This is a genomic window from Aquitalea sp. ASV15 (assembly GCF_016429115.1).
GTDB classification, from domain to species: domain Bacteria; phylum Pseudomonadota; class Gammaproteobacteria; order Burkholderiales; family Chromobacteriaceae; genus Aquitalea; species Aquitalea magnusonii.
The window spans coordinates 13,965-37,911 of the sequence record NZ_JAELTZ010000007.1; the positions used below are offsets into that span (position 1 = coordinate 13,965).

Below are 23,947 nucleotides of genomic sequence, written 5' to 3' on the forward strand. Positions count from 1 at the left end.
TGAGGAACAGGTAATGCAAAACGCAACGCAAAACACCCCGAACGGCTACCGCAAGGATGCCAAGGGCCGTTTGATCCCGGTTGAGTCGATCAAGGAAATCGACATGGCCAGGGACTCCCTGGTGATGGAAATCATCAACAAGGCCCTGGACGTCAACAAGATGCTGGCCCAGTTCAAGGCCACGGTCTTTGCTGACATCCAGGCATTCATTGAACTGTCCGGTGAGCGCTACGGGGCCAAGGTCGGCGGTGCAAAGGGCAATGTGTCGCTGACCACGTTTGATGGTCGCTACATGATCAAGCGTGCTGTAAGCGACACGCTGACTTTTGATGAAGGCCTGCAGGCCGCGAAGGCCCTGATTGACGAGTGCGTGCATGAGTGGACCGAAGGTGCCCGCAGCGAGATCCGCACCCTGATCAATGATGCGTTCAACGTCGACAAAGAGGGAAAGATTTCTACCGGCCGCATCCTCAGTCTGCGCCGCCTGGAAATCAAAGATGAGAAATGGCAGCAGGCCATGAATGCCCTCAGCGAGTCGGTACGGGTCCAGTGCTCCAAGTCCTACATCCGCGTGTACGAGCGGATTGGCGATACCGACCAGTATCAGCCGATTCCGCTGGATATGGCTGGGGTGTGAGATGACAGACCACAAAGACATCCTCGTGCAGTGCACCCGTTGCCGGAACAAGCACAAAGAGTCAGAACGCATTGCCATGCCATCAGAGCTTGGCAAAACCCTTGTCTGCCCGCGTTGCGGCTGCAAAAACTACTACGACATGACACCGCAAGTCGCCTGGTGCTGGGCCTCGGGTCTGATCGAAATGGGTGACAAAGAGCAAGTGCCAGAAGGTGGAATCGTCGTTGCACATGGCCCTAAAGCCTTCCTAAAGGGCGTATTGACCGCTGCTGCCCGGCATGGATAGGAGCGTGATCAGTTGCTGGTGCCAGGTATTCCCGAGGCAGCAAGTCAGCGCGAGGCTGCAGAAGCTCTGGACAAGTGGCTGGCATGGCGCGGCAAGAGCAATGGCCGGCGCGAGAGCTATGGCGTGATTTTCAGCCAGCCTGGCAAACCTATGGATGCCTGACATGAGCAAACCGACAGTTGGCAACTGGAAACTTCTGGTCCGCAACCTCAGAACCGGAAACATCCCTTTCAAGCAGTTTTTACAACGTAGTACCAAGGAGAAAAGCATGAACAAGCAAGAGCTGATCAAACACGTAGCCGAACACGCTGAAGTGACTGCCAAGCAGGCCGAAGCCGTGATCAACAGCCTGACCACCACCATCCTGGAAACCGTCCGTGCTGGTGGCGAGCTGCAGATCACTGACCTGGGCAAGTTCGGCAGCGTGGAGCGCGCAGCCAAGGCCGGCCGCAACCCGCAAACCGGCGAAACCATCCAAATTGCCGCCAAGCGTGCCGCGAAGTTCTCCCCGGCCAAGCGTCTGAAGGAGGCAGCAGCAGGCTAAACCGTGCGAAACCGCCCACAAGGGCGGTCTGCCAGGCGTGGTTGCCTGGTACTGATGAGCAGCCAAAGGACAGCAATGCACACTTCCGACCCCGCAGTAATTGAATTCACCAAACAGCTTCAGAACTGGCATGCCTCCCGTGTCGCCACCCTGCAAGCCATCGTGGATCACCCAGACGCCAACATCAAACTGGCTGACATTGAAATCAAGGCAGGCAGCGACATTGCCAAAGGTATGCGTGTGGGTCTGCAAATCGCTTTGTCACAACTGGGGGAACTCCCCTTCAGCGTTACACCCTGCACGGATGAAGTGGAGGAAGACTAATGGATCAGCAAACCGTGAAGAAACTGACGGCTGAGCAAAAGGAAAAGCTCATTTCGGATCTGTCCTTCCCATGGGGCAAGGCCGATCTGATGTGTGATGGTCGGCGTATCACGCTTGAGGTACGCCGTAGTAGCAAAGGCATGACTTACAGGGTCTGCACTTTCGTTGATGGGGTATTCGAATACAAGTGGGCACAGGGTGCCACTCCAGTCCCGGAGCAGAAGTTCCTGCGCAAGTCTGTGCGACCGAATGTAAGCCCGGTCAAGCGCAAGGAACTTGAGAAAAAGTTCGGCAAGCGCTGGGTGCAAAAAGACAAGTTCATCAACGGTGCGGTAACGCTTTATTTGCCTGACTGGTCCAGCGGAAAAGCTGCCATTAATCATCTGTGCAAGGTCTGCGATAGCGTTGAACTTGCCGAGAAGACAGAGGCAAGAACTGCTTTTGTAACGGAATAGAACCCGGTGTCGAGCCTGTTAAAGCAGGCTCTGCAACGTGTTTTAACCCTCAATGCAGCCGTGACCGGCCAGCCCCGATCAACTAGCGGGTGCCGTCCTCTGATAAAGCCGGCAGGCCGGTCACGCGTGCATTGAGTTTGACCAGGAGAAGAACAATGACAGACAGACGCAAGGCGATGATCGCAAAGATCAAGATCGCCCAGCAGCAGCTGCAGATGGCTGATGACAGCTACCGCGCCATGCTGGCACGCCTGGCAGATGGCAAAACCAGCAGCACAAAGCTGACGTTGCAGCAGCTGGATGACGTGCTGGCCGAAATGAAGCGCCTGGGTTTTGTACAAAAGCCCGCGCAAAAACATGGCCGCCGGCCGCAGCCCAAGGACACCTGCGAAACCATTATGGCCAAGATTGAGGCACAGCTGGCCACTGCTGGCCGGTCGTGGGAGTACGCCCAGGGCATGGCCAAGCGCATGTACAAGATCGAAAAGCTGGAATGGCTGGACTACGAGCAGCTGAATGGGGTGATGGTCGCCCTTGTCTATGACGCAAAACGCAACGGGAGACCTGCATGAACCGCAATGACCACGAAATGGCAATGGCCCGTGCTGCACACCTGCTGCCTGACAATGCGCGCCAGCTCGTTGAGATGCTGACGCTGGCTACAACGCTGAAGCTGGTAGATGCCTACGGTGGTACACACTTCCCGGTCCCGAAGACGGCTCGGCAGGAGGGACAGTATTTTGCTGCACTGGCCGAGGCTGTGGGGGTCGATGCAGCGACCAAACTGGTCAAGCGTTATGGCAACACCCGGCTATATGTGCCGAAGTGCGCTGCAGCGCTGCGTGCCTTGCGCGATGCCAGCATCCGGGCTGACTATGACATGTCGTGCGCTGAGTTGGGGCATAATGCCACTGTCAACAACGTGCTGGTACCGAAGTACAAGCTGTGTGACCGCAGGATTGAAGAGATTTTGGCTAAAGCTGATGACCTGCTGCCTATAGATACGGCGCAGGGCAGCCTATTCTAGGGGATGAAAATGGGAACCCTCTACGATGTTCTTGGTATCGATGCATCGGCAACCGGAGAAGAAATACGGATTGCAATTAATGAGTGCCGCGAGAAGTATGTAGGAACCAGTCAGCAGATGCTATTCGATGCTGCACGGGAGACACTGCTGAATCAGGAAAAAAGACAGCAGTACGATATAAAAATTAAAGAGCCCCCCAGGAAAAAAACCAGCAAAGGTGGAATTCTATCGCTATTGATTTGGGTATTTTTACTGCTAGGCACCTACTTTATAGGCTATGTGACGTGGAGGATATGGATAGACAAAAGCAGCGACTCCGTATCAACGGCTGAGCAAGAAATCCAGTCCACAGCAGTAAAGATTCGAGAGGCTAGAGTCCTGTGTAAGCTGACCATCGCTCAGTTTGCCGGAGATACCACGACACCGGGAGCCGTATCGGATATTGGATCAGGTAATCAGTTTATGTTCATCTGGCCCAACGGAAATTTTACAAGTAAATCTGGGGTGCCGATGTCTGCATCATGTACGGGTAGTTATGATCCACTTCGGGTCACAATTCTTTCAATCAATGGACAAGTGGTAGTCAGATCAAACTAACCTAAGCCCCGCCCATGCGGGGCTTTGTCATTTGTACCGAACCCCTTCCGAATCTGCCGACATCCCGACATTCCCTACGATTGGCCTCATGTCTCGCATGAGGAAAAATCGTGTCCCGTACCATCAATCTGATTGTCATTCACTGCGCCGCCAGCCCCAACGGCAAGGTGCTCGGCTCCGCGTCCAAGTCGGCTGCAGCCGTCATTGACCAGTGGCATGCCCAGCGCGGTTTCCACCGCCAGCCGGCTGCCATTGCCGCCTATAACCCCGATCTTAAGGCCATCGGCTACCACTTCGTCCTGGACGTGGATGGCAGCAAGTCCACCGGCCGTGCCCTGGATGAAGTCGGTGCCCATGTGGCTGGCCACAATGCCAACTCCATCGGTATCTGCATGGTGGGGACTGATCAGTACAGCACCGCGCAGTGGGGTGCGCTGACCAGCCTGGTGAAATCGCTACTGGCCAAGTATCCGGGCGTGCCCGTTGTTGGCCACCGTGATCTGTCCCCGGACCTGAATGGTGACGGCACGGTGGAACCCAGCGAATGGACCAAGACTTGCCCCGGTTTCACCGTTGCGGACTGGCTGGCTGCCGGCATGAAGCCGCAGGCCAAGAACACCCTGGCCAGCTAATGCACCGGCCACTCATTTATCTGCTGCTGCACGCCTTGGCAGCCCATCATCTGCCGTTATCCCGGTGGCGGATGGCTGGGAGCCAGTCCACACCGGTAGGCCATCGTGGCCCTAGTGGTGTGGCCAAGACCAGGCGTGCTGCAGCCAAGCGAAGGAACCGCCGTCGTGCAACTCGCTGACATCCTCACCAACCCGGTTACCCAGCGTCTGTCGCAGAGCAAATTCTGCATCGCGGTCGCCCTGGTGGCCACCACCTTTGCCTTGGTCTGGGAAGTAGTGCATGGCCGCGCCACGGAATGGCTGTATGGCCTCTATCTGGCCGCTTGGGTAACGCATGCCCAGGCCAGCAAGCGGGCAGCCATTGCCCGTGATGCCTTGCCCACTCCGGCAGCAGGAGACGCACCATGAATCTGTCTGTCCCGCTTATCCCTGCATGGGCAAAGGCACTAGCCATCGGGGCTGGCTTGGCTTTCATTACCTACCAGGTGCATCACCTCGGCTATGAGGTCGGGGCCGCCGACCAGAACAAGACGGATGAAAAAGTCCGTCTCGGCCTGGTCGCTGACTACGAAAAGCAGCTGGGCAAGTTCAAGGACCAATGGGCCGCTGAGCTGGCCACGGCCCTGCGCGACAAGCAAGCCTTGGAGCAGCAGGCCAACCAGGTTGGTGCTGCCCTGCTGGATACCCGCGCCCAGCTCGCCCGCACCCAGCAGCAACTGAAACAGGAGATTCCCCATGTCGTACAAGCTGATGGTCCTCGCTGGACTGGTATTGGCCCTGCAAGCCTGCGCCTCTATTCCCAAAACCTCGGATACACCGTCGCCAGTGGTAGTCCGAGTCTGCCCGCAGCCAACCCCGGAGATGCTGCAAAAGCCGATCAAGCCAGCAGCGCCGAAGCCGGGCTATCACCCACAGACCTCCTGACTCACTCTGCGGATTACGGCCAGTGGTGCCAGAAGCTGGAGCAGCAGCTGGATGCCTTCATCACTCTGCATACCAAGGACGCGCCATGAATAAAGAGAACAGCAATTTTCACGACTGGTATGAGGCGCTGAAGTCTTATGCCCGGAAAAAAGGCGGTAGCGCGGCCGATGTGGATGCCTGGCGTGAAGACTATGAAGCCGGAAAGTCTGTTGAACAGGCCTGGTTTGACGCGTGGGGTGAGTAATGACCGATCTGACCATTCAAAACCAGCAAGGCCAGCTGATGGATGCCCTGGAAATCAAGGGGGCTGAATTGGCGGCGGTCGTCGGCCAGATCGCCCGCCTTGGTGGTGATGCGGAGTGTGCAAAAGAGGCTGCAAAGCGGCTGTCCGAAGCACTGTACTGGGCTGACCGGGCGATTGGGGCCTTTGATGGATCAGTTTGATCGCGCCCAGAAGCAGGAGCTGGAAGAGCGCGAAGGTCATATTGCTGCACGCCAAGCACTAGTCCCGCATGGTCGGCCATCCACGCATTGCATCGATTGCGGGGGCGAGATTCCGCAAGAACGGCAGGTCGCAGCACCGGGCCTGCGCTGTACACGTTGTCAGAGCGCCGTTGAGCGCCGAAATGGGGGAAGCCGGTGACGGTCACTGTTGAGTTTTGGTACCTGGTTGGTCTGTTGTTGGGCTTCCTGGGCGTGGTGTTTACCTTCGGCAAGCTGTTGCTGGGCGAGATTGAAAAGCGCCTTGACCAGCGCTTCCAGACCATTGATGCCGCTAACAAGGCCGCAGAGTTGCGTCTGGATCAGCGCTTCCAGGCGATTGATGACGCCAACAAAGATGCCAGCAAACACTGGGACACCCGCTTTGCCGAGCTGATGGAGCAGAACCGGCGAGAGTCTGACGGCTGGCAACGGATCGAAAAGGATTTCCTGCGCTTCCAAGCCGACTTGCCACTGCAGTACGTGCGCCGGGAAGACTACGTCCGCAACCAGACCGTGATTGAGGCCAAGCTGGATAGCCTCGCCCTCAAAATCGAAAACGTCCAATTGAAAGGACAGCAGCAATGAATATCGATCCCGCCAAAGTCCGCCGCGAGAGCATCCGTTGGTATCTGGTGCTGGCTATCTATAACGCACGGCCCAATGAAATCACCGAAGACGTGATCCAGCAGACCATGCGCGCCATCATCCCGGATGTGTCGCCGCTGGAGGTACGCAAGGAGCTGGACTATCTGGAAGACCGGGTCATGGTGAAGCTGCGCAAGGAACCATCCGGCCGCTGGTGGGCGGATATCACCCGCTATGGTGTCGACTTGGCCGAGTACACCATCGACTGCCAGCCTGGCATTGCCCGCCCCGAAAAATACTGGAACTGACATGGCTGCACGCAATAGCGTTTCCATGCTGCCGGCCGAGGTGCGTGCCTGGCTGGACCAGTCCCTGGTCGATGGCAATTTCAGTGGCTACCAGGCACTGGAGGAGCTGCTGCGCGACAAGGGCTACAGCATCAGCAAGTCCGCCATCCACCGCTATGGCCAGAAGATCGAACGCCGCTTTGCTGCGATCCGCGCTAGTACCGAAGCGGCCAAGCTGCTGACCCAAGGCGCATCGGATGACACGGACACCCGCTCTGAAGCCTTGCTTGCCATGGTGCAGACCGGGCTGTTTGAATCCATCGTCAATCTGCAGGAAGCCAGTGACGAGGATATCTCCAATGAAGACCGGATCGCCATTCTGTCCAAGGTGGCCAAGAACATCGCCACCTTGAGCCGAGCCAGTGTCAACCAGAAGAAATTCCGTCTGGAAGAGGAAGCACGCATCGAGCAGAATGCCCGCGCTGCGCTGCTGGCAGAACAGGAGCAGAAGCTGGAGGAGCTGCGTGGCTCGGATGGTATGAGCGAACAGATGGAAAGCAGCATCCGCCGCATCTTGCTGGGTAAAGAGTGATGACCGAGACCGTACAGCAAGCCCCGTTAAAAGCGTTGGGCAGTCCACGCAAAATTAACCTGACCGAGGAGCTTGAGCTGGCCGGGGTGGTGGTGCCGCAGGAAGTGGCCGAAGCCATCCCTGCCGAGCAGCCGGTTTTTCTGCCCTACCAGCAGCGATGGTTTGAAGACGAGTCCCAGATCATGATCGCGGAGAAGTCGCGCCGTACTGGTCTGACCTGGGCAGAAGCCGGCCGCAATGTGGTGAAGGCAGCACGGCCGCGCCGCCGCCAGGGTTGCAATACCTTCTATGTGGGCAGCAAGAAGGAAATGGCGCTGGAGTACATCGCCGCCTGCGCGCTGTTCGCCAAAGCCTTCAACGAGCTGGCCAAGGCTGATGTATACGAGCAGACCTTCTGGGATGAGGGTAAGCAGGAGGAAATCCTCTCCTACATGATCCGCTTTCCCAAGTCGGGTTTCAAAATCCAGGCACTGTCCAGTCGGCCCTCCAACCTGCGCGGCCTGCAAGGTGACGTAGTGATTGATGAAGCGGCATTCCATGAGTCCCTCGAGGAGCTGCTCAAGGCTGCCCTGGCGCTGACTATGTGGGGCAACAAGGTGCGGCTGATCAGCACCCACAACGGGGTCGAAAACCTGTTCAATGAGCTGATCCTGGAAGCCCGTGCCGGTAAGCGTGATTACAGCATCCACCGCATCACGCTGGACGATGCCATTGCCGATGGCCTGTACCAGCGGATCTGCTACGTCACCAATAAGGAATGGTCAGCGGAGGCTGAGGCAAAGTGGCGGGCTGATCTGTACAAGAATGCCCCGAACCCCGAGTCGGCCGACGAGGAGTACGGCTGCGTCCCCAAGAATAGTGGCGGCAACTGGCTCTCCAGTCTGCTGATTGAAAAGCGCATGTCTGCCGATACTCCGGTGCTGCGCTATGAGTGTCCGCAGGGCTTTGAGTTGGAGTCTGACCATGTCCGTGCCAGACACTGTCAAGACTGGATTGAGTCGGTGCTGCAGCCGGAGCTGGACAAGCTGCCACGCGATGTCCGCAGTTTTGTCGGTGAAGACTTTGCCCGTAGTGGTGACTTGTCAGTCGATGTCCCGCTGATTGAGCTGCAGAACCTGGTCAAGCGTGTGCCTTTCATCCTGGAAATGCGCAATGTCCCCTTCCGCCAGCAAGAGCAAATCACTTTCCACCTACTGGATAACCTGCCGGGCTTTGCTGGTGGCGCATTCGATGCGCGGGGTAATGGCCAGTATCTGGCCGAGGTGGCCATGCAGCGCTACGGTGCGGATCGCATTCACCAGGTGATGCTGTCGGAAAGCTGGTACCGCGAACACATGCCCCCGGTCAAAGCCGCCCTGGAAGACGGCGATCTGGACGGGCTGCCAAAGGACAAGGATGTGCTGGCCGACATGCGGGCAGTGCAGATCATCAAAGGGGTGCCGCGTATTCCGGACACCCGCACTACCGGTGAGGACAAGGGTAAACGCCACGGTGACGTCGCAGTCGCGGTCGCGCTGGCCGTCTATGCATCCCGCTTGATTGATGCCGCGCCGCTGGCAACCAGGGGCTACAAGTCCATCCCTCGCGGAAGCATGGCCATGTCTAGTCGGTTTGGGAGGGGGACGTGGTAATGATGGTATCTGCCCTTTTCTTGCAGCTCTTGCCCATAGCACAGGCATGTTCAGCAGCAATGAGCTGACTGTAAAGATCATCCAGAACAGCGGTCAGGCGGTTCAGCTTTGTGACTGTTACAGGATCATGGTTCTCAGCAAGTAAATCACTCACCAAGCGCTTGGCAAGCTGGACATCAAGATTTGCGGTACTGAATAGCATGGGGAAGAACCAATTGATAGCGATGAGCTGAATGCTAGCAGCCAAATTTGGTACTGAATAGGAATAAATTACATGGGTAAAATAGTCGATGTGAATGGCAATCCAATTGATATTGGGCTGTTAAAAACCACCATCGCTACCCCGACCACCACCGGGGTGCGTCAGATCATCGCATCGGCTAGTCACGGGCTGGACCCGGAGCTGCTGGGCCACATGCTGCGCCAAGCCGTAAATGGGGATGCCAGCGCCTACCTGCGCCTGGCCGAGGACATGGAAGAGAAGTACCTGCACTACGGCTCGGAGTTGTCCACCCGTAAACGTGCCCTGGTTGGCTTGGAGCTGTACGTGGAGCTGGCCGGCGATGATGCCGTCAGCCAGCGTGCTGCCGAGCTGGTGGAGCAGGCCCTGGCCCCGATCAAAGAAAACCTGTTCGATATCCTGGACGCCATCGGCAAGGGTTTCAGCGTCCACGAGATTGACTGGGAAACCAGCGCAAAGCAGTGGATGCCAGTTGGCCTGTCCTACCTGCAGCCGTATTGGTTGCAGATCCGGCGCGAGGAACCGGAAACCCTCTACCTGCGCTCGGATACCAATATCTATGGTGATGCGCTGGCTCCGTACAAATTCATCACCCACAAGGTCAAGGCCAAGTCGGGTGTGCTGATCCGGGGCGGCCTGGCACGCATGGCCTGCTGGGCTTTCCTGTTCAGCAATTACGCCATTAAAGACTGGGTGACCTTTGCCGAGGCCTATGGCCAGCCGCTGCGGGTGGGCAAGTACGATGTGTCAGCCACGCCGCAGGATATTGAAACCCTGCTGATGGCCCTGCGCAGCTTGGGCACGGATGCGGCTGCCGCCATCCCCAAGAACATGGAGATCGACTTTGTCGACGCCGGCAACAAGACGGCCTCGGTCGATATCTATGCCCGACTGACGGAGTACTTCGACAAGCAGACCAGCAAAATCGTATTGGGCCAAACCTTGTCGACCAATACCGGTGGCGCGGATGGTGGCGGGGCCTATGCCTTGGGCAAGGTTCACAACGAGGTGCGGGAAGACATCCTGGACGCTGACGTCAAGCAGCTGGAGGCCACGCTATCCCGCGATTACGTCAAACCAGTGGTCGACCTCAATATGGGCGTGCAGTCGGCTTATCCCACCATCAAGCTGCGGATCAACAAGGCAGAGGACTTGGCCGCATTGGCTGGAGTGGTTGATACCCTGGTACGTGCCGGCCTGCCATTGGGTCAGGAATCGACCTACGAGCGTTTCGGCCTGGAACGCCCCAAGCCTGGCGAGGCGATTCTGGTGCCGGTCGATTCTCCGGCCCAGCAGGCAATGAATCGCTATCGGGCGATGAATGCCCTGCAGCCTGGCCAGGCCGACCCGATGGCACCGCTGCTGGAGCAGCTGACCAGCAAGACCGCCGACCCAATGGAAGCCACGCTGCAGGTGATTCGCCAGGCGCTGGTAGATGCCCCGGATCTGGAGTCCTTCCAGGCATGGCTGACCAGTGCGTTTGGCGACTTGCCGGTGAGCCAGCTGCAACGGGTGATGAATACCGCCTTCAGCCTGGCTGAGCTGTCTGGCCGCTACGAGGTGAGCAATGGCCGATAGCCCGGCTCCGCTAAGTGCGGTCTTCAAGCAGCCCTGGCAGACCCAGTTGGACTACTTCCAGCAGAAGCTGAACCTGCCAACTGAACAATGGACCGACATCATGAAGGCGCAGCATGACCGCTCCTTTGTAGTCGCCGGGGCCATGGCCAGTGACTTGCTGGAGGATCTGCGCCAGGCAGTGGGCAAAGCCATCGAAGGCGGCAGTACGCTGGCAGACTTCCGGCGCGACTTTGACCAGATCGTGGCCACGCATGGCTGGGACTTCAAGGGTGGCCGCAACTGGCGTACCCGTGTCATCTACCAGACCAACCTGCAGACCAGCTATGCCGCTGGCCGCTACCAGCAGCTGACCGACCCGGACATGCTGAAAGTCCGGCCGTACTGGATCTACGTGCATTCCGACTCGGTCCTGCGCCCCCGGCCGCAGCACCAGGCCTGGAATGGGCTGATCCTGCGCGCCGACGATCCCTGGTGGAAAACCCATTACCCGCCCAATGGTTGGGGCTGCCAATGCACCGTGCGTGCCGTGTCGCTACAGGAGCTGCGTGACAAGTACGGTAAAACTGGCCCAGACACTGCGCCGGTTATTCAGACACGCCGTGTGGAGCAGGATGATGGCAGCGTGGTCTATGTGCCGGATGGCATCGACTTCGGCTGGGACTATGCCCCTGGCCAGGCCTATGTCGGCAAGCTACTACTGGACAAAGCCGCGACCACCTCGGCCCGGATCGGTGCTGATGCCATCCAGTCCGCTGTGAACAACATCGACGCCCTGGACAAGATCATCCAGGAGCGCTGGCAGCCGCTGGTGCAGCAGATCTACCCGGACCCTGCCGGCTACCGGCCGACCAAGCAGCGCTTCCACATTGGTGCACTCTCACCGCAGCTGGTCGACAAGATAGAGCAGGCCACGGGCGAGCCGCTGGCCACGGCAGTGGTATCGGTCGATGACAGTGAAGTGAAGCATGCGCTTCGCGATACTGGGGCCAAGGCGGACAAGCGGATTGCACTGGACGATGCCATGCAGACCGTCGTGGGCATGTGGGAGCCGGAGCGCGTTTATCAGCAGGTGAATAATGATCAGCCGGAGCCTGTTTACCTGGCCGTCTGGAAAGCTCAGGATGGCCAGCGCTATATGAAGGCGGTGATCAATGCAAATTACCGCGTGAAAGACAAAGACCAGACCGGGAAACGGATACCACTGCAGACCAATACGCTGACGACCTTGGGCTATGTTGATTTACGGGATCTGAATAATCCGGCGATGTATCGGCGGATCATATAAGGAGGATAGCCGTGCAGGCAGGACGCCACCCCCTGCGTGTGCACGCCCTTTCGGGGTTGCAGTACGTAATGCGCTGTTTCACGTACTTCTGCACGGCTTGTATTGATTATGAGTGACAACAGCTTTGAAATCCAAGTTATCAACGACAGTGTTGGCCAGGCACTGGGCCAACTGTTGGCCCAAGCCCACAACCTGCGGCCGGCACTGCTGGACTTTGCTGAATGGGCCAAGGCCGAGACGGACCAGCGCTTTGCCGACCAGGCCGACTGGCATGGCCAGCCCTGGGCACCCAATGCCGAGCTGACGCTTGCCAGCTATCTGCGCAACCATGGCGGCAGCAAGAACTTCAAGAAGGATGGCAAGCTGAGCGCTGCCGGCACCAGGAGACTTGCCGCCAAGCGCATCCTGCAGGTGGACGGCACGCTGCGCCGGGCCGCCTTCAGCTATGACGCCACCAGCGACAGTCTGCGTTTCGGTCCCTGGGGCAATGGCCTTGATGCCTATGCCGCCATCCAGAACTTTGGTGGCCAGGCTGGCCGTGGCCTGAAAGTCACCATTCCCATGCGCCAGTACCTACCGGTCGATATCGATGGCACCCTGGCTGATCCTGCAGAAGCCAAGTTGCTGGACATACTGGCCAACCATTTCCGGCCAGAATAAAAAAACACCCAATCGGGAGAGTGGATTGGGTGAGAAGACCTACTTTGTAGCGGGAAGCTATGTACCAAGCTTAGTGCCTAGTAATTAACCATAGCAGGCAAAAATGTCTTTTGCATAGAAAATTCAGCTCAGATGGCTACAAAAGAAAACCGCCACGAGGGCGGTATAAACGAGACGTTAATCTCGGGCTGGCGCTGAAGAATTCAGCATGATCACTATAGCAGATCAGGCTTTTATGCAAAATGGATTTAACACGAATTTTCGCACGGCAACAAATCTCTAAAAACAGCCCGTGCTGCATTCGCAGCTACTCTTGCCACCACATGCTGGTATATGGGTGTCAAAACGCCACCTACCCCCGTTAACGCGTGTTAATTACTAACTCAGACAGCCTGCTGCCCATTGCATCTGGTCAGTCTGTGCATTTGCCGAACCCTTTCCCCCGTTTTTGTCCCCACCAGGCTGCGCACAATGCAGCCCATGAAGCTCATCCCCGAAGACGTTACCCGTGCCCTGAACAGCTTGCAGCCTGATGCCCTGCAGCGGGCAAGCTGCGCCATCGCGCTCTCCATCGCCCTGGCGCTGGGGCCGAATGGTGAGCCGCCCGAATGGTGCCCGGTCCTTCCTGCCGGCACGTTTATGGGCCGCGATGGCCGTGGACCGTGGCATACCGACACCGCCGCTGTGCTGGCCGACTTTGCGGCAAACCAGGCAAAGGGTATTGAGCCAGTGGTCGATTACGACCACCTCAGCATGGTGTGTCTGCAGACTGGCCAGAAAGCAGAAGCTGCGGGCTGGATCAAGCAGCTGGAAATCCGGGACGGTGAAACCTGGGCACGCATTGAATGGAATGCCGACGCCGTCCAGGTGATTACGGCCAAGAAATGGCGCTACCTGTCACCCGTCTTCGATTTTGATGCCAGCGGCCGCGTGGTCTGCCTGGTAGCCGTGGGACTGACCAACCAACCCAACCTGTTTTTACGTGCCCTCAACTCACAGGAGAACCGCATGGACCCGATTGACCAGCTGCTGCAGCAACTGGGCATCAGCATCAGCGATGCCATGGATGCCGCCAGCAAACTGACTGCCGCCTTGAATGCCATCAAGACGCTGCAAGACGTCAGCAATTCGACCCAGACCGCCATGAACAGCCTGCGCCAGGTTACCGGTGCTGCTGCTGATGCCGACCTCAAGGCCGTGACCAACAGCATCATGACCGGCTTTGTACCGAAGGCCGAGTACGAACGCGTGGCCAACTCGCTGCAGCAGCTGCAAGCCGGTACCGCTGCCGCCGAAGTCGACAAGGCGCTGGATGAGGCCATTGCGGCTGGCAAGATCACGCCGGCCAGTCGCAACTTCTACCAGGCCATGTGCAGTACCGACATGAAGGCCTTCAAGGACTTTGTGAAATCCGCCCCGGTTGTAGTCCAGTCCGGTACCGAAACCACCACGCGTGCCGCCAACAGCAAGCATGACAACCAGCAGGCTGGTGACAACCCGCTGATTGCCAACGCCAAGGCCCGCGCCGGCACCAAGTAACCCAACCCGGCCCCTGGCCAGAAAAGGAAAGTCATGGAATCCCTGACGATCAATCAGACCCTGCCGCCCCAGATCCCGCTGGTTGGTGAGCCGGACGAATGCGGTGAAACCCTTGTTGTCGGCCCGGCTGCACTGCCGGCCGGCACCATCCTCGGTGTGGCCACGCTGGACGATGAGCTGGCTGTGCCCTGGCATGCCGGTGATGATCCGCTGGCGTTTGTGCTGGGCGTGACCCGCCACGCACTGCCGGCGGCCGATGCCGGCGTCACCTCCCGCGAGGTGGCCACGGTGGCCGGTGATTGCCTGGTGGCGCTGGATACGCTGCCGGAATTGCAGGCCGCGCAAACCTCTTCCGCCGTCCACTACCGCCACGTTTACCGCCAGCTGTCGGCCCGTGGCATCCGCATCACCGAGCGTGCCGGCGACTAAGCGTCATCAGCCGCCACGACCTCAAGCAAAGGAAACTGAGCCATGCCTCAATCTATCGCTGATCTGTTGAAAGATCCCGCGTTCTCCATCGCCAGCCTGACCGAGTCGATCAAGCTGCTGCCGAACACCTACTCCAAGGTTGGCCAGTCCGGCATCTTCGTGCGCAAGGGCGTGAATGCCCGCACCGTCGCACTGGAATATGCCGGTGGCCGGCTCCACCTGCTGTCCAACCAGGACGTAGGTAGTCCGGGCCAACGCACAAAGCGTGACAAGAAGAACGTGCGGTTCTTCGGGGTGCCGCACATCCCGCACGATGACACCATTCTGGCGGCCGAGATAATCGGCTCCCGCGCCTTTGGCGGCAACGACACCCTGACGGTAGCCGACGTCGCCAATGTTGTGAATGACCATCTCCAGGATATGAAGGTCCGACACGATCTGACCCAGGAATGGATGATGCTGGGAGCCATCAAGGGCAAGATTCTGGATGGTGACGGCGAACTGATGTACGACCTGTACAAGGAATTCGGCATCCAGAAGAAGGTGATCGAATTCAAACTGTCTGACCCGGCATTCAATGTGAAACAGGCTTGCATGAATGTGTGCCGCCACATTGAAAAGAACCTGCTGGGTGATGTTTCCACCGGGGTAAAGGCTTGGGTGGATGCCGACTTCATGGATGCACTGACCGTTCACCCGAATGTGGAAAAGGCATTCCAGGGCTGGGCAGCTGCTCAGGAGAATATCGGCGGTGATGTGCGCAACGGCTTCAAGTTTGGCGGTGTGACCTTCGAGGAGTACACCGGTGAAGTACCGACTGCGGATGGCAAGAGCACCGTATCCCTGATCAGCGCAGGGGCTGGTCATGCCATTCCGCTGGGTACGCGCCAGACATTCCTGATGTATGACGCACCGGGTGACTTCATGGAAGCCGTCGGCACCCTGGGCCAGCCGTACTACGCCAAGATCAAGAACACCGATTTTGACCGTGGCGTAGATGTCCATACCCAGTCCAACCCGCTGCCGCTGTGCGCCCGTCCGGGCGTGCTGGTGGAGTTGAAACTGACCTGATGACGCCGTAGGACGATAGAGAGACAGCGACCGGGCGGGTGCGTCAACACCCACCCGGACAGCTGACCGCAGAAGAGACCTGCAGGCCAACCCGAGGCTGCCACTTTCGTGCACGAAAGCCCGGCAATTCTAACGGGTTTTAACGACCTTGCAGAGACATGAATACCGATATCCGCTGTGGCCATTGCGGCCGAAAAATGGCCGAAGGCCAGTACATCACCCTCAGTATCAAGTGTCCGCGCTGCCGGACACTCAACCATTTCAAGGCCACGAGCCACCCACCAGCGCACCAGGGCGTGCCCGACAGGACATCGTCTGATGCAAACCCTTCCGATCATTCCCTGGATAGGCGGTAAGCGCCGCCTGGCCAAACACATCCTGCCGCTGTTCCCGGAGCATACCTGCTACGTGGAGCCGTTCTGCGGAGCAGCGGCCCTGTACTTCATGAAGAAGCCCGCCAAGGTCGAGGTGTTGAACGACATCTCGGGCGAACTGGTGAATCTCTACCGGGTGGTGCAGCACCACCTGGAAGAGTTTGTACGCCAGTTCAAGTGGGCGCTGATTTCGCGGGAAATGTACAAGTGGCTGCAGATCACGCCGGAGGTCATCCTCACGGATATCCAGCGGGCAGCCCGCTTTTACTACCTGCAGAAGATGGCCTTTGGCGGCAAGGTCAGTGGCCAGACCTTCGGCACCGCCTCCACCAGTCCGCCCCGGATGAACCTGCTGCGCATCGAGGAGGAGCTGTCGGCCGCACACTTGCGCCTGGCCCGGACCTACGTCGAGCACCTGGACTGGAAAAGCTGCATCCAGAAGTACGACCGGCCCCATACCCTGTTCTATGCCGACCCGCCGTACTGGAAGACCGCAGGCTATGGGGTACCGTTTCCGTTTGAAGAGTATCAGGCGCTGGCCGAAGTGATGCGCAGCTGCAAGGGCAAGGTGATCTTGAGCATCAATGACCACCCGGATATGCGTGACGTGTTTGCGGGTTTCAGGATGGAGCAGGTAGCGATCCAGTACAGCGTGAACCAGAACAGGGGGAAGGCCAGCGCAGAGCTGATCATTTGCAACTGGTAGGTGTGAGGGAGGAGAGGTGGCCAGGATGTTTTCCTGGCCAGGCTGCTACTGGTAAAAGTGGTCTGCAATCGAGTGGAAAGATTCAGAGGAAAAAAGTGCTGTGTTGGTTTTAACCTCTACGTAACGACCGGACCCATTCTGATCAACAAATCCATGTCCCAAGCGTTTGATAATTTCATTATCTGTAATGAAGGGATTAGCACTGCGATCATGTAAGTAGTCAACGAAAAGAGTCACGTCGTTACTCTTATCATCGACATAAACAGTTCTGACTTTGATGGCATGATCCTTAGACCTATCGCCAAGCAATGCTTTTAGTTCCTTCTCAAGATCAATGACCTCCTGAACCGCATCCAAAACCGACTTCAGACAGCCCTTATAGAGCATGCCCCCAGTCCGTGTGTGTACGATAAAGAATTGTGAATCGTCAGTAGTCGTACCGATCACTGTCGAGGGCTTTTCAGTTCTATGAATTTCGATGGACATGGCCTCACCTTGGTGTTGATGGATTTGTCATCACTGCATAGCCGTAAATTGTACCCATATCCATCTGTCTACCGAACCCCTTCCCGCGTTTTTTGCACTCCCCGTGCCCGCACAATGCGGGCATGACTACTTCACCCCCCTACATCACCCAGCAAGGCCTGGAAGACCGCTTCGGGCGGGAGTTCCTGCTGCGCGTCACTGACCCGACCAATACCGGCGAAGTTGACCAAGGAAAGGTCTCCCGCGCCATCGGGGACGCCACCGAGCTGGTCAATTCCTATCTGGGCAAGCGCTATACCTTACCCGTGCCGTTTGTACCTGGTGCGCTGGAGCGGGTAGCGGCCGACCTGGTGCGTTACTTCCTCTATTCCAGCCAGCCTGGTGAAGAAGTGACCAAGCGTTACGACGATGGGGTGAAGTGGCTCAAGGACGTAGCCAATGGCGTGGTGTCGCTGGGCTTGCCGGTTCCGGAAACCCCGGCCAGCTCCACCGGCAAAGTGGTCATGTCCGGCCCGCGCCGCAAGTTCACCCGCCGCAGCATGAGGGACTACTGATGCGTCCCGACCATCTTGCCCTGGGCAAACACATCGTCACCCAGCTCAAAACCCAGATCAGTGACGTCCGCCAGATCGCGCAGCGCGGTGAGCTGAGTGATGTCACCGGTGGCGAGCAAGTCTCGCCGTCGCTGTACGTAATCTACGTGCGGGATGTCTTGCCGGGTGATGGTCAGTCGCAGGAAGCCCAGAACCACATCCTGCAGCAGTGGATGGTAGTAGCGGCTATCCAGGGCAGTGCAGACCAGATGCTGGCCAAAGCCGGCGAGCTGCTAGCTAAGGTGCGCGGTGCACTACTGGGCTGGACGCCGGATGCCGCGCTGTATGAACCACTGCAAGCCTCGACACCGCCTGCCGCCGTCTACGTGAGCGACTGGGGCTATTTCCCGCTGCTGTTTACCGCTGATTTCTACGCATGAAAGGAGACCCCATGCCATCGCCCCTGAAGGAGCGTGTCGAGCTGATTGTGGAGCACAAGAACGCCGGCACTACCTGGCCAGTTGGCAAGGAGCTGGAAGTATCACCCAGCACAGCCGAATGGCTGTACCGCAACAATATTGCCAAGCCGGCGACGGCCAAGCAGTCTATTCCCACTCTCTCGGAGCCTGAAGCATGAGCTACGCACCCTTTATCCCCACGACTGAAAAACACTCGTTCTCGGTCTCCGGCCAGATCCTGATTGCTGAGTACGGTGTACCCAAGTTCACCCCGTTTGCCATGGTCGAAACCGCTGACTTGACCATTGAGCAGGAAACCCAAGAGCTGGGCGATGCATACACGGGCCAGGGCAACTACGACAAGTTGTACTCGGTGAAGGCCGTCACGCTGGATTTGAAGGTACAAACCTTCCAGCCCGAAATCATTGCCGAAATGACCATGGGCGTGGCCAAGAGTCGTGCTGCCCAGGCCATTTCAGACGAAATCCAGACCGCCTACCAGGGCGTCCTGGTGCCACTGGAAAATATCGGTGCGGGTGACTATGTCGTTACCCCGAATGCGGGTGGTGATCCCTTTATCCCCGGTAAGGATTTCTTCCCGACTGCAGCCGGCATTATCCCGCTTGCCGGTGGTGGCATCGCGGATGGCACCAAGATCAAGGTGGCCTATCAGGCAATAGAAGCCAATGTGGTCGAGTGGCTGGCCGGCTCCCAGAAAGAACGCTCTTTGATCTTCCATGGCATGAACAAGGCCAGTCGCAAACAAGTGATGGTGCAGATCTTCCGGGGCAAGTTCGGCTTCGCTGACAAGTATGCCCTGCTGGGTAAGGATTTCCGCAGTGCAGGCCTGAAGTTCGAAGTCCTGGCAGACCCCTTGCAGACCGGTGACGGCATCTCGCAGTGGGTACGTGAAACCCTGCTGAAGTAAGCCATCCCACCACCGATGGGCGCAGCCTGGCTGCGCCCTGGAGCTTGTCATGCGTATCGAAAAACCCACCCCCATCGGTGTCCACGTCATCACCATCCGCGAACTGACCGTCGCGGATATTCGCGCACTGCTTGTTGCATCGATCCAGCAGCATGGCGATGTCGGGCTGATCCCGGACCAGGCTGATCTGATCATGAATGCCACCTTGCTGCCAGATCTGCGCTTGGACGAGCTGCGCGCCATGGCTCCGATGGCGCAGGACGTGCTGGACAGCCTGGCCGACTCGGAGCTGCAGACACTGCGCGATCTGTGCCGGGAGTTGAACCCGCTTTTTTTCGGCATGAAGGCGCGGCTGGAACAGGCGAAGGCCCAGGCGGAGATGATCGCCCTGGCCCAGCTGAACAGCTAAGCCAGCTGGAAACCAATCTGGGCCGGCTGATTGAAGCAGGCCACCCCAATGCAGCCCAGTATCCGCTGCGCTTCTTTGCCGCCGTCATTGATGATCTGAATAGCCGAAACGCCACATGAAAACCCTGGAATACCTGATCAAGGCCAACAGCTCCGACTTTGTCACTGCGGTGACCAAGGCGGAAACCATCTATGGCCAGGCACTCAAGGGCATGGCGGACAAAGCCAAGCAGATCAGCCTGTTCAAGCAGGCCAAGGATGATGCCGACAGCACAGGCACCGCCCTGGTGAGGCTGAAGACCACGGCTGAGCAGGTACGCAAAGCACTGGGAGACACTGGCGGCACCTTGCAGCAAAGCCAGCAACTGGCGAAGGCTGAGGCCGCGATCATCAAGACTGAGGCTGCCATGCGTGGCCAGGTGGCTGCGGTAGTTTCCATGCGCCAGGCGCTGGCGGCGGCCGGTGTCGATACCCGCAACCTGGCCGTCGAGCAGGACAAGATGGCCATGGCGATTGCAAAAGCATCTGCAAGCGTCATCCAGAACCGCCGCACCAATGCTGCCCGCGATGTTCTGGGCATCCGTTCCGAGCTGGATATCACCCGTGAAATTAACCTGGTGCAGGCAGCGTATGACCGCCTCGCGGCTACCGGGACGGTTTCGCATAACGAGCTGGACCGGGCGGCGGCTGCGACCAAGGCCCGGATTGCAGCCTTGCGCCAGGAGCTACGTGGCGGTGCCGAAGAGGTCAAGCTGTTTACAGCGCCTTCTGCATCCGTCAACCAGGTGCGCCGTACTGGTGCCGCCCGAGATGTCCTGGGCATCCGTTCCGAGCTGGATATAACCCGCGAAATTAACCAGGTGCAGGCAGCGTATGACCGCCTCGCCGCTACCGGTACCGTCTCGCACAACGAGCTGGACCGGGCAGCGGCGGCGACTAAGGCCCGGATTGCAGCCTTGCGCCAGGAACTGCGTGGTGGCGCTGACGAGGTAAAGCTGTTTACCGCGCCCTCTGCATCGGTCAATCAGGCACAGCGCACCAGTGCTGCCCGCGATGTCCTGGGCATACGCTCCCAGACCGACATTCAACGTGAAATCCAGCAGGTATCGGCAGCCTTCTCCCGTCTGACGCAGAACCCGGCCATCAGCATGGCCGAGTTGTCCAGGGCGGCTACGGCCACCAAGTCCCGGATTGCTGAACTGCGTGCCGAGCTGCAGGGCACGATGCCGGCCAGCAGCTTCTTGATGAGCGGTGCCGGCAAGCTGGTGGCCATGGCCAGTGCGGTAGTGTCGCTCAATGCTGCGCTGGCACTGACCCGCAGCATCCTCTCTACGGCCGGCCAGTTTGAAACCCTGCGTACCCAGTTAAACGCCGTTGAAAAATCCGCCACCAAGGGCGGTGAAGCCTTCGCCTACATCAAGCAGCAGGCGATCAATACCCCGTTCCAGGTCACCAACCTGACCCAGACCTATATCCGGCTGCGCAACTACGGGCTGGACCCGACGGCCGGCAGCATGCAGGCCATCATCGACCAGGCAGCCAAGCTGGGCGGCAGTCAGGAAATGCTGGAGCGCATCACCCTGGCACTGGGCCAAGCCTGGACTAAGCAGAAGCTGCAGGGCGAAGAGATCATGCAGCTCAACGAGGCCGGGGTACCGGTATGGGATCTGCTGTCCAAGGCGATGAACAAGTCGGCCGCCGAGCTGATGAAGCTATCCGAGAACGGCCAGCTCGGCCGGGATGCTATCACCGCGCTGATGCAAGCCATGGAGAACGATGCGGCCGGTGTAGCAGCTTCGCAGATGCAGACCTGGAATGGCATCGTGTCCAATGCCACCGACTTGTGGCAAGAGTTCCTGGACAGCATCGGCCAGGCCGGGCTGCTGCAGTTCGCAAAGGACAGCATCACACAGCTGACGACTGCACTGCAGAAGATGAAGGAAACCGGCGAGCTGTCCCAGATCGCCCACGACATCGCAGACGCGCTGCAGGCCTTGGGCAAGATCGCCATCGGTACGGCCAAGTTCATCACCGCGCATCACGATGCAATCATTGCGGTGGCTGCGGTTTATGGTGCGCTGGCTGCCAAGAAACTGTTTGCTGGACTGGCCACCGATCTGGTGACTTTTGCCACGGCTGCTACCAAAGCTGCTACCGCACTGCGGACACTGAAAGAAGCCCAGACCGTAGGCGACATCGTCAATGCAGTAACGGGTAAAGGCAGTATTAAGAAAGCCACGACTACGGTAGCAGGTGGGGCATCTACTGCTGAGAAGGTGGCTACTGGTGCTGGTCTAGCGGTAGAGGCTGGGGCAGCAAACAAGATCGGTCAGGTCGCAGGGAAGACCATACAAGTTGCCTCTCAAGCGGCAAGCAAGGCATGGGGTGGTCTATCTGCAGAAATGACCGTCGGTGGCGGCCGGCTAATATCGGTATTTGGTGCGGTTGCTGCCCGCTTAAGCCTGGTGACGTCTGCATTGATGCTGGCTTATGACGTTGCAACCAAGGTTCTTCCTGCCGCCTATGATATGTACAAAATGGAGAACGACGCTCTGGAGGAGAAGCGTCGGACACTGGAGGAAATTAACCGCCTCGAGCGCGAAGGTGCACAGCAAGATCATGGTACGGGAACTGGTTCTGTTACAGCAGTGTATTCGGCAGAAGAGCTAGCCAGCTCCACTAAAAAGCAGCTTGAGGATTACCGGAAGAACCTTGACCGCGCCCACAGGATTCAGATTGACCTGGCTACTCAACGGGCGCGTGATGTCACTCGTGCAGGTGGTGATTCTGATAAAGACCCGGAGTACCAAAAATATCTAGCTGATGCGATTACCTATAAAAAGGCACTCAAAGGACTAGATGAGTTTGAAGCCGGCCGGATCAAGATAACCACCGATGCTGCCAATACACTCAAGGCAGTCAAAAATGGTGAACTCGAAAATCTAGCCGTCCAGCTGGCACGTGAGCAGCGCCTTTACGACAAGGCGAATGAACAGCTGCAGGCGGCTGTTGCTGCACGCCAGAAACATCAGGATGCATGGGCCAACAATAAAGCGGTAGATCCCGCCGCCAAGGCTGCTGAGCCACAAGGCGTTACCGACTATTACGACAGCCTTCAAAAAGCCCAGGCACTCGCGCGGGCCGCGCAGGATAGCCAGAAGACGGCTAATGCCACTGGCCTTGATGGCGACTTCCAAAAGGCCACTCGCGATGCGGCTGCGGCTGAAACAGCTTTTGGCCGTGTAATGGATGTCATTAATCAACTGCGTAGTGGCGGCAAGATCACTGAGGGTGAATTCAAGCTGTTCAATGATCAGGCTGGTCGTGCCCAGGATGGTTTGGATGCTGGTTTAGAAAAGAACGCTAAATCAGCCTTGCAAAAGGCCATGGAGCAGGTCGAGGCCATCAAAGCTGCAGTGGCCAATGTCCAAAAGCTGGAAATCCCGGTGGGTCTGGATGGCAAGCCCACGGTGACGGATCTACAGAGCATCCAGAACATGGTCCAGCAAGCGTCCAAGCTGAACCCAGTCAAGATTTCCACCGCGCTAGTCGGCCCAGATGGAAAGCTTCTGCAAGATGCCAGAAGCACCATTGGCTTAGCAGATAAGCCTCTATCCGAACTTAATCCAGGACCATCTACAGCAGGAAGCAGTGATAAGAAAGCGGCGCAGGCGACAGTCCCTGCCGAGGTCGATAAAAACGCGGCCCGCGCTGATGTTGGGCAGTTGCTGGGTGAAATGCAAAAAGTCGCTGATAAAAACCCGCTCAAGATTGCTGTGAACTACGTTCGGAGCGGGGCTGCATTTTCGGACCTTACTGCCGCAGCACAGAGCAAACTCAACCTTCCCGACATCCAGTCACACGCTGGCGGCGGTGCGATTTCTGGCCCCGGTACCGGCACATCGGACAGCATCCTCAGCCGCTTGAGCAATGGCGAATTCGTGGTCCGTGCAGCGGCGACAAGCTACTACGGCCCGGATCTGCTGCATGCCATCAACCAGATGCGCTTGCCGCGCTTTGCCACGGGCGGTGTCGTGGGCCAGCTGCCGGCAGTCAGCCGGGCGATATCGGCCATGCCATCCCTGCAGGCTAGCACCGGCAGTGCTGCCATGGGCCAGTCCGGTAGCCCACTCAATATCTGGCTACCTGGTGCAACCGACCCCATCACCGTGCAGGCCCCGGAGTCCTCCGTTAAACAGCTGCGCGATGCCGCGTTAAAACACAACCTCAAATTCGGCAAATAAACC

Annotated in this window: 34 protein-coding genes and 1 other RNA gene; 33 read left to right on the forward strand and 2 right to left on the reverse strand. The window is 58.1% G+C overall.

Annotation, left to right across the window (positions count from 1 at the left end):
• The first annotated feature begins 13 nt into the window (after positions 1–13).
• From JHD64_RS04435 to JHD64_RS04525, 19 genes are all read left to right on the forward strand, one after another.
• Complete coding sequence (locus JHD64_RS04435) at positions 14–637, forward strand: DUF3164 family protein (RefSeq protein ID WP_199052389.1); 624 nt, start codon at positions 14–16, stop codon at positions 635–637.
• A gap of 1 nt (position 638) precedes the next feature.
• Positions 639–923 carry a hypothetical protein gene (locus JHD64_RS04440; protein ID WP_199052390.1) on the forward strand — a complete coding sequence of 95 codons (285 nt, stop codon included), beginning with the start codon at positions 639–641 and terminating at the stop codon, positions 921–923.
• 12 nt (positions 924–935) lie between these two features.
• Positions 936–1,085: a hypothetical protein gene (locus tag JHD64_RS04445; protein WP_199052391.1), complete on the forward strand. Its 150-nt coding sequence runs from the start codon at positions 936–938 to the stop codon at positions 1,083–1,085.
• Position 1,086: 1 nt separating this feature from the next.
• Entirely contained in the window at positions 1,087–1,467 is a 381-nt protein-coding gene (locus JHD64_RS04450; RefSeq protein ID WP_199052392.1) for an HU family DNA-binding protein, read from the forward strand.
• A 3-nt stretch (positions 1,468–1,470) separates the two neighbouring features.
• Positions 1,471–1,535, forward strand: an RNA gene (locus tag JHD64_RS04455) — hammerhead ribozyme type II.
• Between the two features lie 7 nt (positions 1,536–1,542).
• On the forward strand, positions 1,543–1,791 hold the full coding sequence (locus JHD64_RS04460) for a hypothetical protein (protein ID WP_199052393.1): 249 nt from the start codon (positions 1,543–1,545) through the stop codon (positions 1,789–1,791).
• Positions 1,791–2,246, forward strand: coding sequence for a hypothetical protein (locus JHD64_RS04465; protein WP_199052394.1), 456 nt, complete (start codon positions 1,791–1,793; stop codon positions 2,244–2,246). The genes JHD64_RS04460 and JHD64_RS04465 overlap by 1 nt, the downstream gene beginning before the upstream one ends.
• 89 nt (positions 2,247–2,335) lie before the next feature.
• Positions 2,336–2,818: a gp16 family protein gene (locus JHD64_RS04470; protein WP_370540932.1), complete on the forward strand. Its 483-nt coding sequence runs from the start codon at positions 2,336–2,338 to the stop codon at positions 2,816–2,818.
• Complete coding sequence (locus tag JHD64_RS04475) at positions 2,815–3,273, forward strand: Mor transcription activator family protein (protein WP_199052395.1); 459 nt, start codon at positions 2,815–2,817, stop codon at positions 3,271–3,273. Before JHD64_RS04470 ends, JHD64_RS04475 begins: the two co-directional genes overlap by 4 nt.
• A gap of 9 nt (positions 3,274–3,282) precedes the next feature.
• Positions 3,283–3,870 (forward strand): hypothetical protein, encoded by a 588-nt coding sequence (locus JHD64_RS04480; RefSeq protein WP_199052396.1) that lies wholly within the window; start codon positions 3,283–3,285, stop codon positions 3,868–3,870.
• Positions 3,871–3,980: 110 nt separating this feature from the next.
• A complete protein-coding gene (locus JHD64_RS04485) occupies positions 3,981–4,502 on the forward strand; it encodes an N-acetylmuramoyl-L-alanine amidase (RefSeq protein WP_199052397.1) in 522 nt (173 codons plus the stop codon).
• Positions 4,503–4,667: 165 nt separating this feature from the next.
• Positions 4,668–4,910, forward strand: a complete 243-nt coding sequence (locus JHD64_RS04490; RefSeq protein WP_199052398.1) for a hypothetical protein — start codon at positions 4,668–4,670, stop codon at positions 4,908–4,910.
• Positions 4,907–5,515 carry a hypothetical protein gene (locus tag JHD64_RS04495; RefSeq protein WP_199052399.1) on the forward strand — a complete coding sequence of 203 codons (609 nt, stop codon included), beginning with the start codon at positions 4,907–4,909 and terminating at the stop codon, positions 5,513–5,515. The genes JHD64_RS04490 and JHD64_RS04495 overlap by 4 nt, the downstream gene beginning before the upstream one ends.
• Positions 5,512–5,670 carry a hypothetical protein gene (locus JHD64_RS04500; RefSeq protein WP_199052400.1) on the forward strand — a complete coding sequence of 53 codons (159 nt, stop codon included), beginning with the start codon at positions 5,512–5,514 and terminating at the stop codon, positions 5,668–5,670. Before JHD64_RS04495 ends, JHD64_RS04500 begins: the two co-directional genes overlap by 4 nt.
• Entirely contained in the window at positions 5,670–5,870 is a 201-nt protein-coding gene (locus tag JHD64_RS04505) for a hypothetical protein (RefSeq protein ID WP_199052401.1), read from the forward strand. Before JHD64_RS04500 ends, JHD64_RS04505 begins: the two co-directional genes overlap by 1 nt.
• A gap of 195 nt (positions 5,871–6,065) precedes the next feature.
• Positions 6,066–6,494 (forward strand): hypothetical protein, encoded by a 429-nt coding sequence (locus tag JHD64_RS04510; RefSeq protein WP_199052402.1) that lies wholly within the window; start codon positions 6,066–6,068, stop codon positions 6,492–6,494.
• Positions 6,491–6,802 (forward strand): hypothetical protein, encoded by a 312-nt coding sequence (locus tag JHD64_RS04515; RefSeq protein WP_199052403.1) that lies wholly within the window; start codon positions 6,491–6,493, stop codon positions 6,800–6,802. The genes JHD64_RS04510 and JHD64_RS04515 overlap by 4 nt, the downstream gene beginning before the upstream one ends.
• A gap of 1 nt (position 6,803) precedes the next feature.
• A complete protein-coding gene (locus JHD64_RS04520) occupies positions 6,804–7,373 on the forward strand; it encodes a DUF3486 family protein (RefSeq protein WP_181835004.1) in 570 nt (189 codons plus the stop codon).
• Positions 7,373–9,004 (forward strand): hypothetical protein, encoded by a 1,632-nt coding sequence (locus JHD64_RS04525; RefSeq protein ID WP_233170328.1) that lies wholly within the window; start codon positions 7,373–7,375, stop codon positions 9,002–9,004. The genes JHD64_RS04520 and JHD64_RS04525 overlap by 1 nt, the downstream gene beginning before the upstream one ends.
• On the opposite strand, the gene JHD64_RS04530 is transcribed toward JHD64_RS04525, so the two are convergent.
• Entirely contained in the window at positions 8,976–9,206 is a 231-nt protein-coding gene (locus JHD64_RS04530) for a hypothetical protein (RefSeq protein WP_199052404.1), read from the reverse strand. The genes JHD64_RS04525 and JHD64_RS04530 overlap by 29 nt on opposite strands.
• Positions 9,207–9,278: 72 nt before the next feature.
• Between JHD64_RS04530 and JHD64_RS04535 the strand changes: the two genes are divergently transcribed.
• The 8 genes from JHD64_RS04535 to JHD64_RS04570 all read left to right on the forward strand — a co-directional run bounded on the left by JHD64_RS04535 (position 9,279) and on the right by JHD64_RS04570 (position 16,887).
• Positions 9,279–10,823: a DUF935 domain-containing protein gene (locus tag JHD64_RS04535; protein WP_199052405.1), complete on the forward strand. Its 1,545-nt coding sequence runs from the start codon at positions 9,279–9,281 to the stop codon at positions 10,821–10,823.
• Positions 10,813–12,108 (forward strand): phage minor head protein, encoded by a 1,296-nt coding sequence (locus tag JHD64_RS04540; protein WP_199052406.1) that lies wholly within the window; start codon positions 10,813–10,815, stop codon positions 12,106–12,108. Before JHD64_RS04535 ends, JHD64_RS04540 begins: the two co-directional genes overlap by 11 nt.
• Positions 12,109–12,216: 108 nt before the next feature.
• The gene (locus JHD64_RS04545; RefSeq protein WP_199052407.1) at positions 12,217–12,768 is read left to right on the forward strand and encodes a phage virion morphogenesis protein; all 552 of its coding nucleotides are present in this window, start codon (positions 12,217–12,219) and stop codon (positions 12,766–12,768) included.
• A gap of 480 nt (positions 12,769–13,248) precedes the next feature.
• Positions 13,249–14,307 (forward strand): phage protease, encoded by a 1,059-nt coding sequence (locus tag JHD64_RS04550; protein ID WP_199052408.1) that lies wholly within the window; start codon positions 13,249–13,251, stop codon positions 14,305–14,307.
• A gap of 33 nt (positions 14,308–14,340) precedes the next feature.
• Positions 14,341–14,736: a hypothetical protein gene (locus tag JHD64_RS04555; protein ID WP_199052409.1), complete on the forward strand. Its 396-nt coding sequence runs from the start codon at positions 14,341–14,343 to the stop codon at positions 14,734–14,736.
• 42 nt (positions 14,737–14,778) lie between these two features.
• Positions 14,779–15,807: a major capsid protein gene (locus JHD64_RS04560; protein WP_199052410.1), complete on the forward strand. Its 1,029-nt coding sequence runs from the start codon at positions 14,779–14,781 to the stop codon at positions 15,805–15,807.
• Positions 15,808–15,965: 158 nt separating this feature from the next.
• A complete protein-coding gene (locus tag JHD64_RS04565; protein ID WP_199052411.1) occupies positions 15,966–16,163 on the forward strand; it encodes a Com family DNA-binding transcriptional regulator in 198 nt (65 codons plus the stop codon).
• The gene (locus JHD64_RS04570; protein ID WP_199052412.1) at positions 16,126–16,887 is read left to right on the forward strand and encodes a DNA adenine methylase; all 762 of its coding nucleotides are present in this window, start codon (positions 16,126–16,128) and stop codon (positions 16,885–16,887) included. Before JHD64_RS04565 ends, JHD64_RS04570 begins: the two co-directional genes overlap by 38 nt.
• A gap of 45 nt (positions 16,888–16,932) precedes the next feature.
• On the opposite strand, the gene JHD64_RS04575 is transcribed toward JHD64_RS04570, so the two are convergent.
• Positions 16,933–17,373, reverse strand: a complete 441-nt coding sequence (locus JHD64_RS04575; protein WP_199052413.1) for a hypothetical protein — start codon at positions 17,371–17,373, stop codon at positions 16,933–16,935.
• 122 nt (positions 17,374–17,495) lie between these two features.
• On the opposite strand from JHD64_RS04575, the gene JHD64_RS04580 reads away from it, so the two are divergent.
• From JHD64_RS04580 to JHD64_RS04605, 6 genes are all read left to right on the forward strand, one after another.
• Positions 17,496–17,927, forward strand: a complete 432-nt coding sequence (locus tag JHD64_RS04580; protein WP_199052414.1) for a gp436 family protein — start codon at positions 17,496–17,498, stop codon at positions 17,925–17,927.
• On the forward strand, positions 17,927–18,346 hold the full coding sequence (locus tag JHD64_RS04585; protein ID WP_199052415.1) for a hypothetical protein: 420 nt from the start codon (positions 17,927–17,929) through the stop codon (positions 18,344–18,346). Before JHD64_RS04580 ends, JHD64_RS04585 begins: the two co-directional genes overlap by 1 nt.
• A gap of 11 nt (positions 18,347–18,357) precedes the next feature.
• Positions 18,358–18,543 carry a hypothetical protein gene (locus JHD64_RS04590; protein WP_199052416.1) on the forward strand — a complete coding sequence of 62 codons (186 nt, stop codon included), beginning with the start codon at positions 18,358–18,360 and terminating at the stop codon, positions 18,541–18,543.
• The gene (locus JHD64_RS04595) at positions 18,540–19,292 is read left to right on the forward strand and encodes a hypothetical protein (protein WP_199052417.1); all 753 of its coding nucleotides are present in this window, start codon (positions 18,540–18,542) and stop codon (positions 19,290–19,292) included. Before JHD64_RS04590 ends, JHD64_RS04595 begins: the two co-directional genes overlap by 4 nt.
• A 49-nt stretch (positions 19,293–19,341) precedes the next feature.
• Positions 19,342–19,701: a hypothetical protein gene (locus JHD64_RS04600; protein WP_199052418.1), complete on the forward strand. Its 360-nt coding sequence runs from the start codon at positions 19,342–19,344 to the stop codon at positions 19,699–19,701.
• A 115-nt stretch (positions 19,702–19,816) separates the two neighbouring features.
• On the forward strand, positions 19,817–23,944 hold the full coding sequence (locus JHD64_RS04605; RefSeq protein ID WP_199052419.1) for a tape measure protein: 4,128 nt from the start codon (positions 19,817–19,819) through the stop codon (positions 23,942–23,944).
• Positions 23,945–23,947 lie beyond the last annotated feature (3 nt).

Excerpts from the sequence above, each read along its gene's own strand:
- JHD64_RS04590 (WP_199052416.1), top strand. The coding sequence starts at position 18,358 with ATGCCATCGCCCCTGAAGGAGCGTGTCGAGCTGATTGTGGAGCACAAG.
- JHD64_RS04465 (WP_199052394.1), top strand. The coding sequence starts at position 1,791 with ATGGATCAGCAAACCGTGAAGAAACTGACGGCTGAGCAAAAGGAAAAG.
- JHD64_RS04435 (WP_199052389.1), top strand. The coding sequence starts at position 14 with ATGCAAAACGCAACGCAAAACACCCCGAACGGCTACCGCAAGGATGCC.
- JHD64_RS04520 (WP_181835004.1), top strand. The coding sequence starts at position 6,804 with ATGGCTGCACGCAATAGCGTTTCCATGCTGCCGGCCGAGGTGCGTGCC.
- JHD64_RS04545 (WP_199052407.1), top strand. The coding sequence starts at position 12,217 with ATGAGTGACAACAGCTTTGAAATCCAAGTTATCAACGACAGTGTTGGC.
- JHD64_RS04600 (WP_199052418.1), top strand. The coding sequence starts at position 19,342 with ATGCGTATCGAAAAACCCACCCCCATCGGTGTCCACGTCATCACCATC.
- JHD64_RS04480 (WP_199052396.1), top strand. The coding sequence starts at position 3,283 with ATGGGAACCCTCTACGATGTTCTTGGTATCGATGCATCGGCAACCGGA.
- JHD64_RS04535 (WP_199052405.1), top strand. The coding sequence starts at position 9,279 with ATGGGTAAAATAGTCGATGTGAATGGCAATCCAATTGATATTGGGCTG.
- JHD64_RS04440 (WP_199052390.1), top strand. The coding sequence starts at position 639 with ATGACAGACCACAAAGACATCCTCGTGCAGTGCACCCGTTGCCGGAAC.
- JHD64_RS04555 (WP_199052409.1), top strand. The coding sequence starts at position 14,341 with ATGGAATCCCTGACGATCAATCAGACCCTGCCGCCCCAGATCCCGCTG.
- JHD64_RS04460 (WP_199052393.1), top strand. The coding sequence starts at position 1,543 with ATGCACACTTCCGACCCCGCAGTAATTGAATTCACCAAACAGCTTCAG.
- JHD64_RS04595 (WP_199052417.1), top strand. The coding sequence starts at position 18,540 with ATGAGCTACGCACCCTTTATCCCCACGACTGAAAAACACTCGTTCTCG.
- JHD64_RS04450 (WP_199052392.1), top strand. The coding sequence starts at position 1,087 with ATGAGCAAACCGACAGTTGGCAACTGGAAACTTCTGGTCCGCAACCTC.
- JHD64_RS04560 (WP_199052410.1), top strand. The coding sequence starts at position 14,779 with ATGCCTCAATCTATCGCTGATCTGTTGAAAGATCCCGCGTTCTCCATC.
- JHD64_RS04530 (WP_199052404.1), bottom strand. The coding sequence starts at position 9,206 with ATGCTATTCAGTACCGCAAATCTTGATGTCCAGCTTGCCAAGCGCTTG.
- JHD64_RS04540 (WP_199052406.1), top strand. The coding sequence starts at position 10,813 with ATGGCCGATAGCCCGGCTCCGCTAAGTGCGGTCTTCAAGCAGCCCTGG.
- JHD64_RS04585 (WP_199052415.1), top strand. The coding sequence starts at position 17,927 with ATGCGTCCCGACCATCTTGCCCTGGGCAAACACATCGTCACCCAGCTC.
- JHD64_RS04565 (WP_199052411.1), top strand. The coding sequence starts at position 15,966 with ATGAATACCGATATCCGCTGTGGCCATTGCGGCCGAAAAATGGCCGAA.
- JHD64_RS04515 (WP_199052403.1), top strand. The coding sequence starts at position 6,491 with ATGAATATCGATCCCGCCAAAGTCCGCCGCGAGAGCATCCGTTGGTAT.
- JHD64_RS04580 (WP_199052414.1), top strand. The coding sequence starts at position 17,496 with ATGACTACTTCACCCCCCTACATCACCCAGCAAGGCCTGGAAGACCGC.
- JHD64_RS04500 (WP_199052400.1), top strand. The coding sequence starts at position 5,512 with ATGAATAAAGAGAACAGCAATTTTCACGACTGGTATGAGGCGCTGAAG.
- JHD64_RS04550 (WP_199052408.1), top strand. The coding sequence starts at position 13,249 with ATGAAGCTCATCCCCGAAGACGTTACCCGTGCCCTGAACAGCTTGCAG.
- JHD64_RS04505 (WP_199052401.1), top strand. The coding sequence starts at position 5,670 with ATGACCGATCTGACCATTCAAAACCAGCAAGGCCAGCTGATGGATGCC.
- JHD64_RS04475 (WP_199052395.1), top strand. The coding sequence starts at position 2,815 with ATGAACCGCAATGACCACGAAATGGCAATGGCCCGTGCTGCACACCTG.
- JHD64_RS04525 (WP_233170328.1), top strand. The coding sequence starts at position 7,373 with ATGACCGAGACCGTACAGCAAGCCCCGTTAAAAGCGTTGGGCAGTCCA.
- JHD64_RS04570 (WP_199052412.1), top strand. The coding sequence starts at position 16,126 with ATGCAAACCCTTCCGATCATTCCCTGGATAGGCGGTAAGCGCCGCCTG.
- JHD64_RS04575 (WP_199052413.1), bottom strand. The coding sequence starts at position 17,373 with ATGTCCATCGAAATTCATAGAACTGAAAAGCCCTCGACAGTGATCGGT.
- JHD64_RS04495 (WP_199052399.1), top strand. The coding sequence starts at position 4,907 with ATGAATCTGTCTGTCCCGCTTATCCCTGCATGGGCAAAGGCACTAGCC.
- JHD64_RS04605 (WP_199052419.1), top strand. The coding sequence starts at position 19,817 with ATGAAAACCCTGGAATACCTGATCAAGGCCAACAGCTCCGACTTTGTC.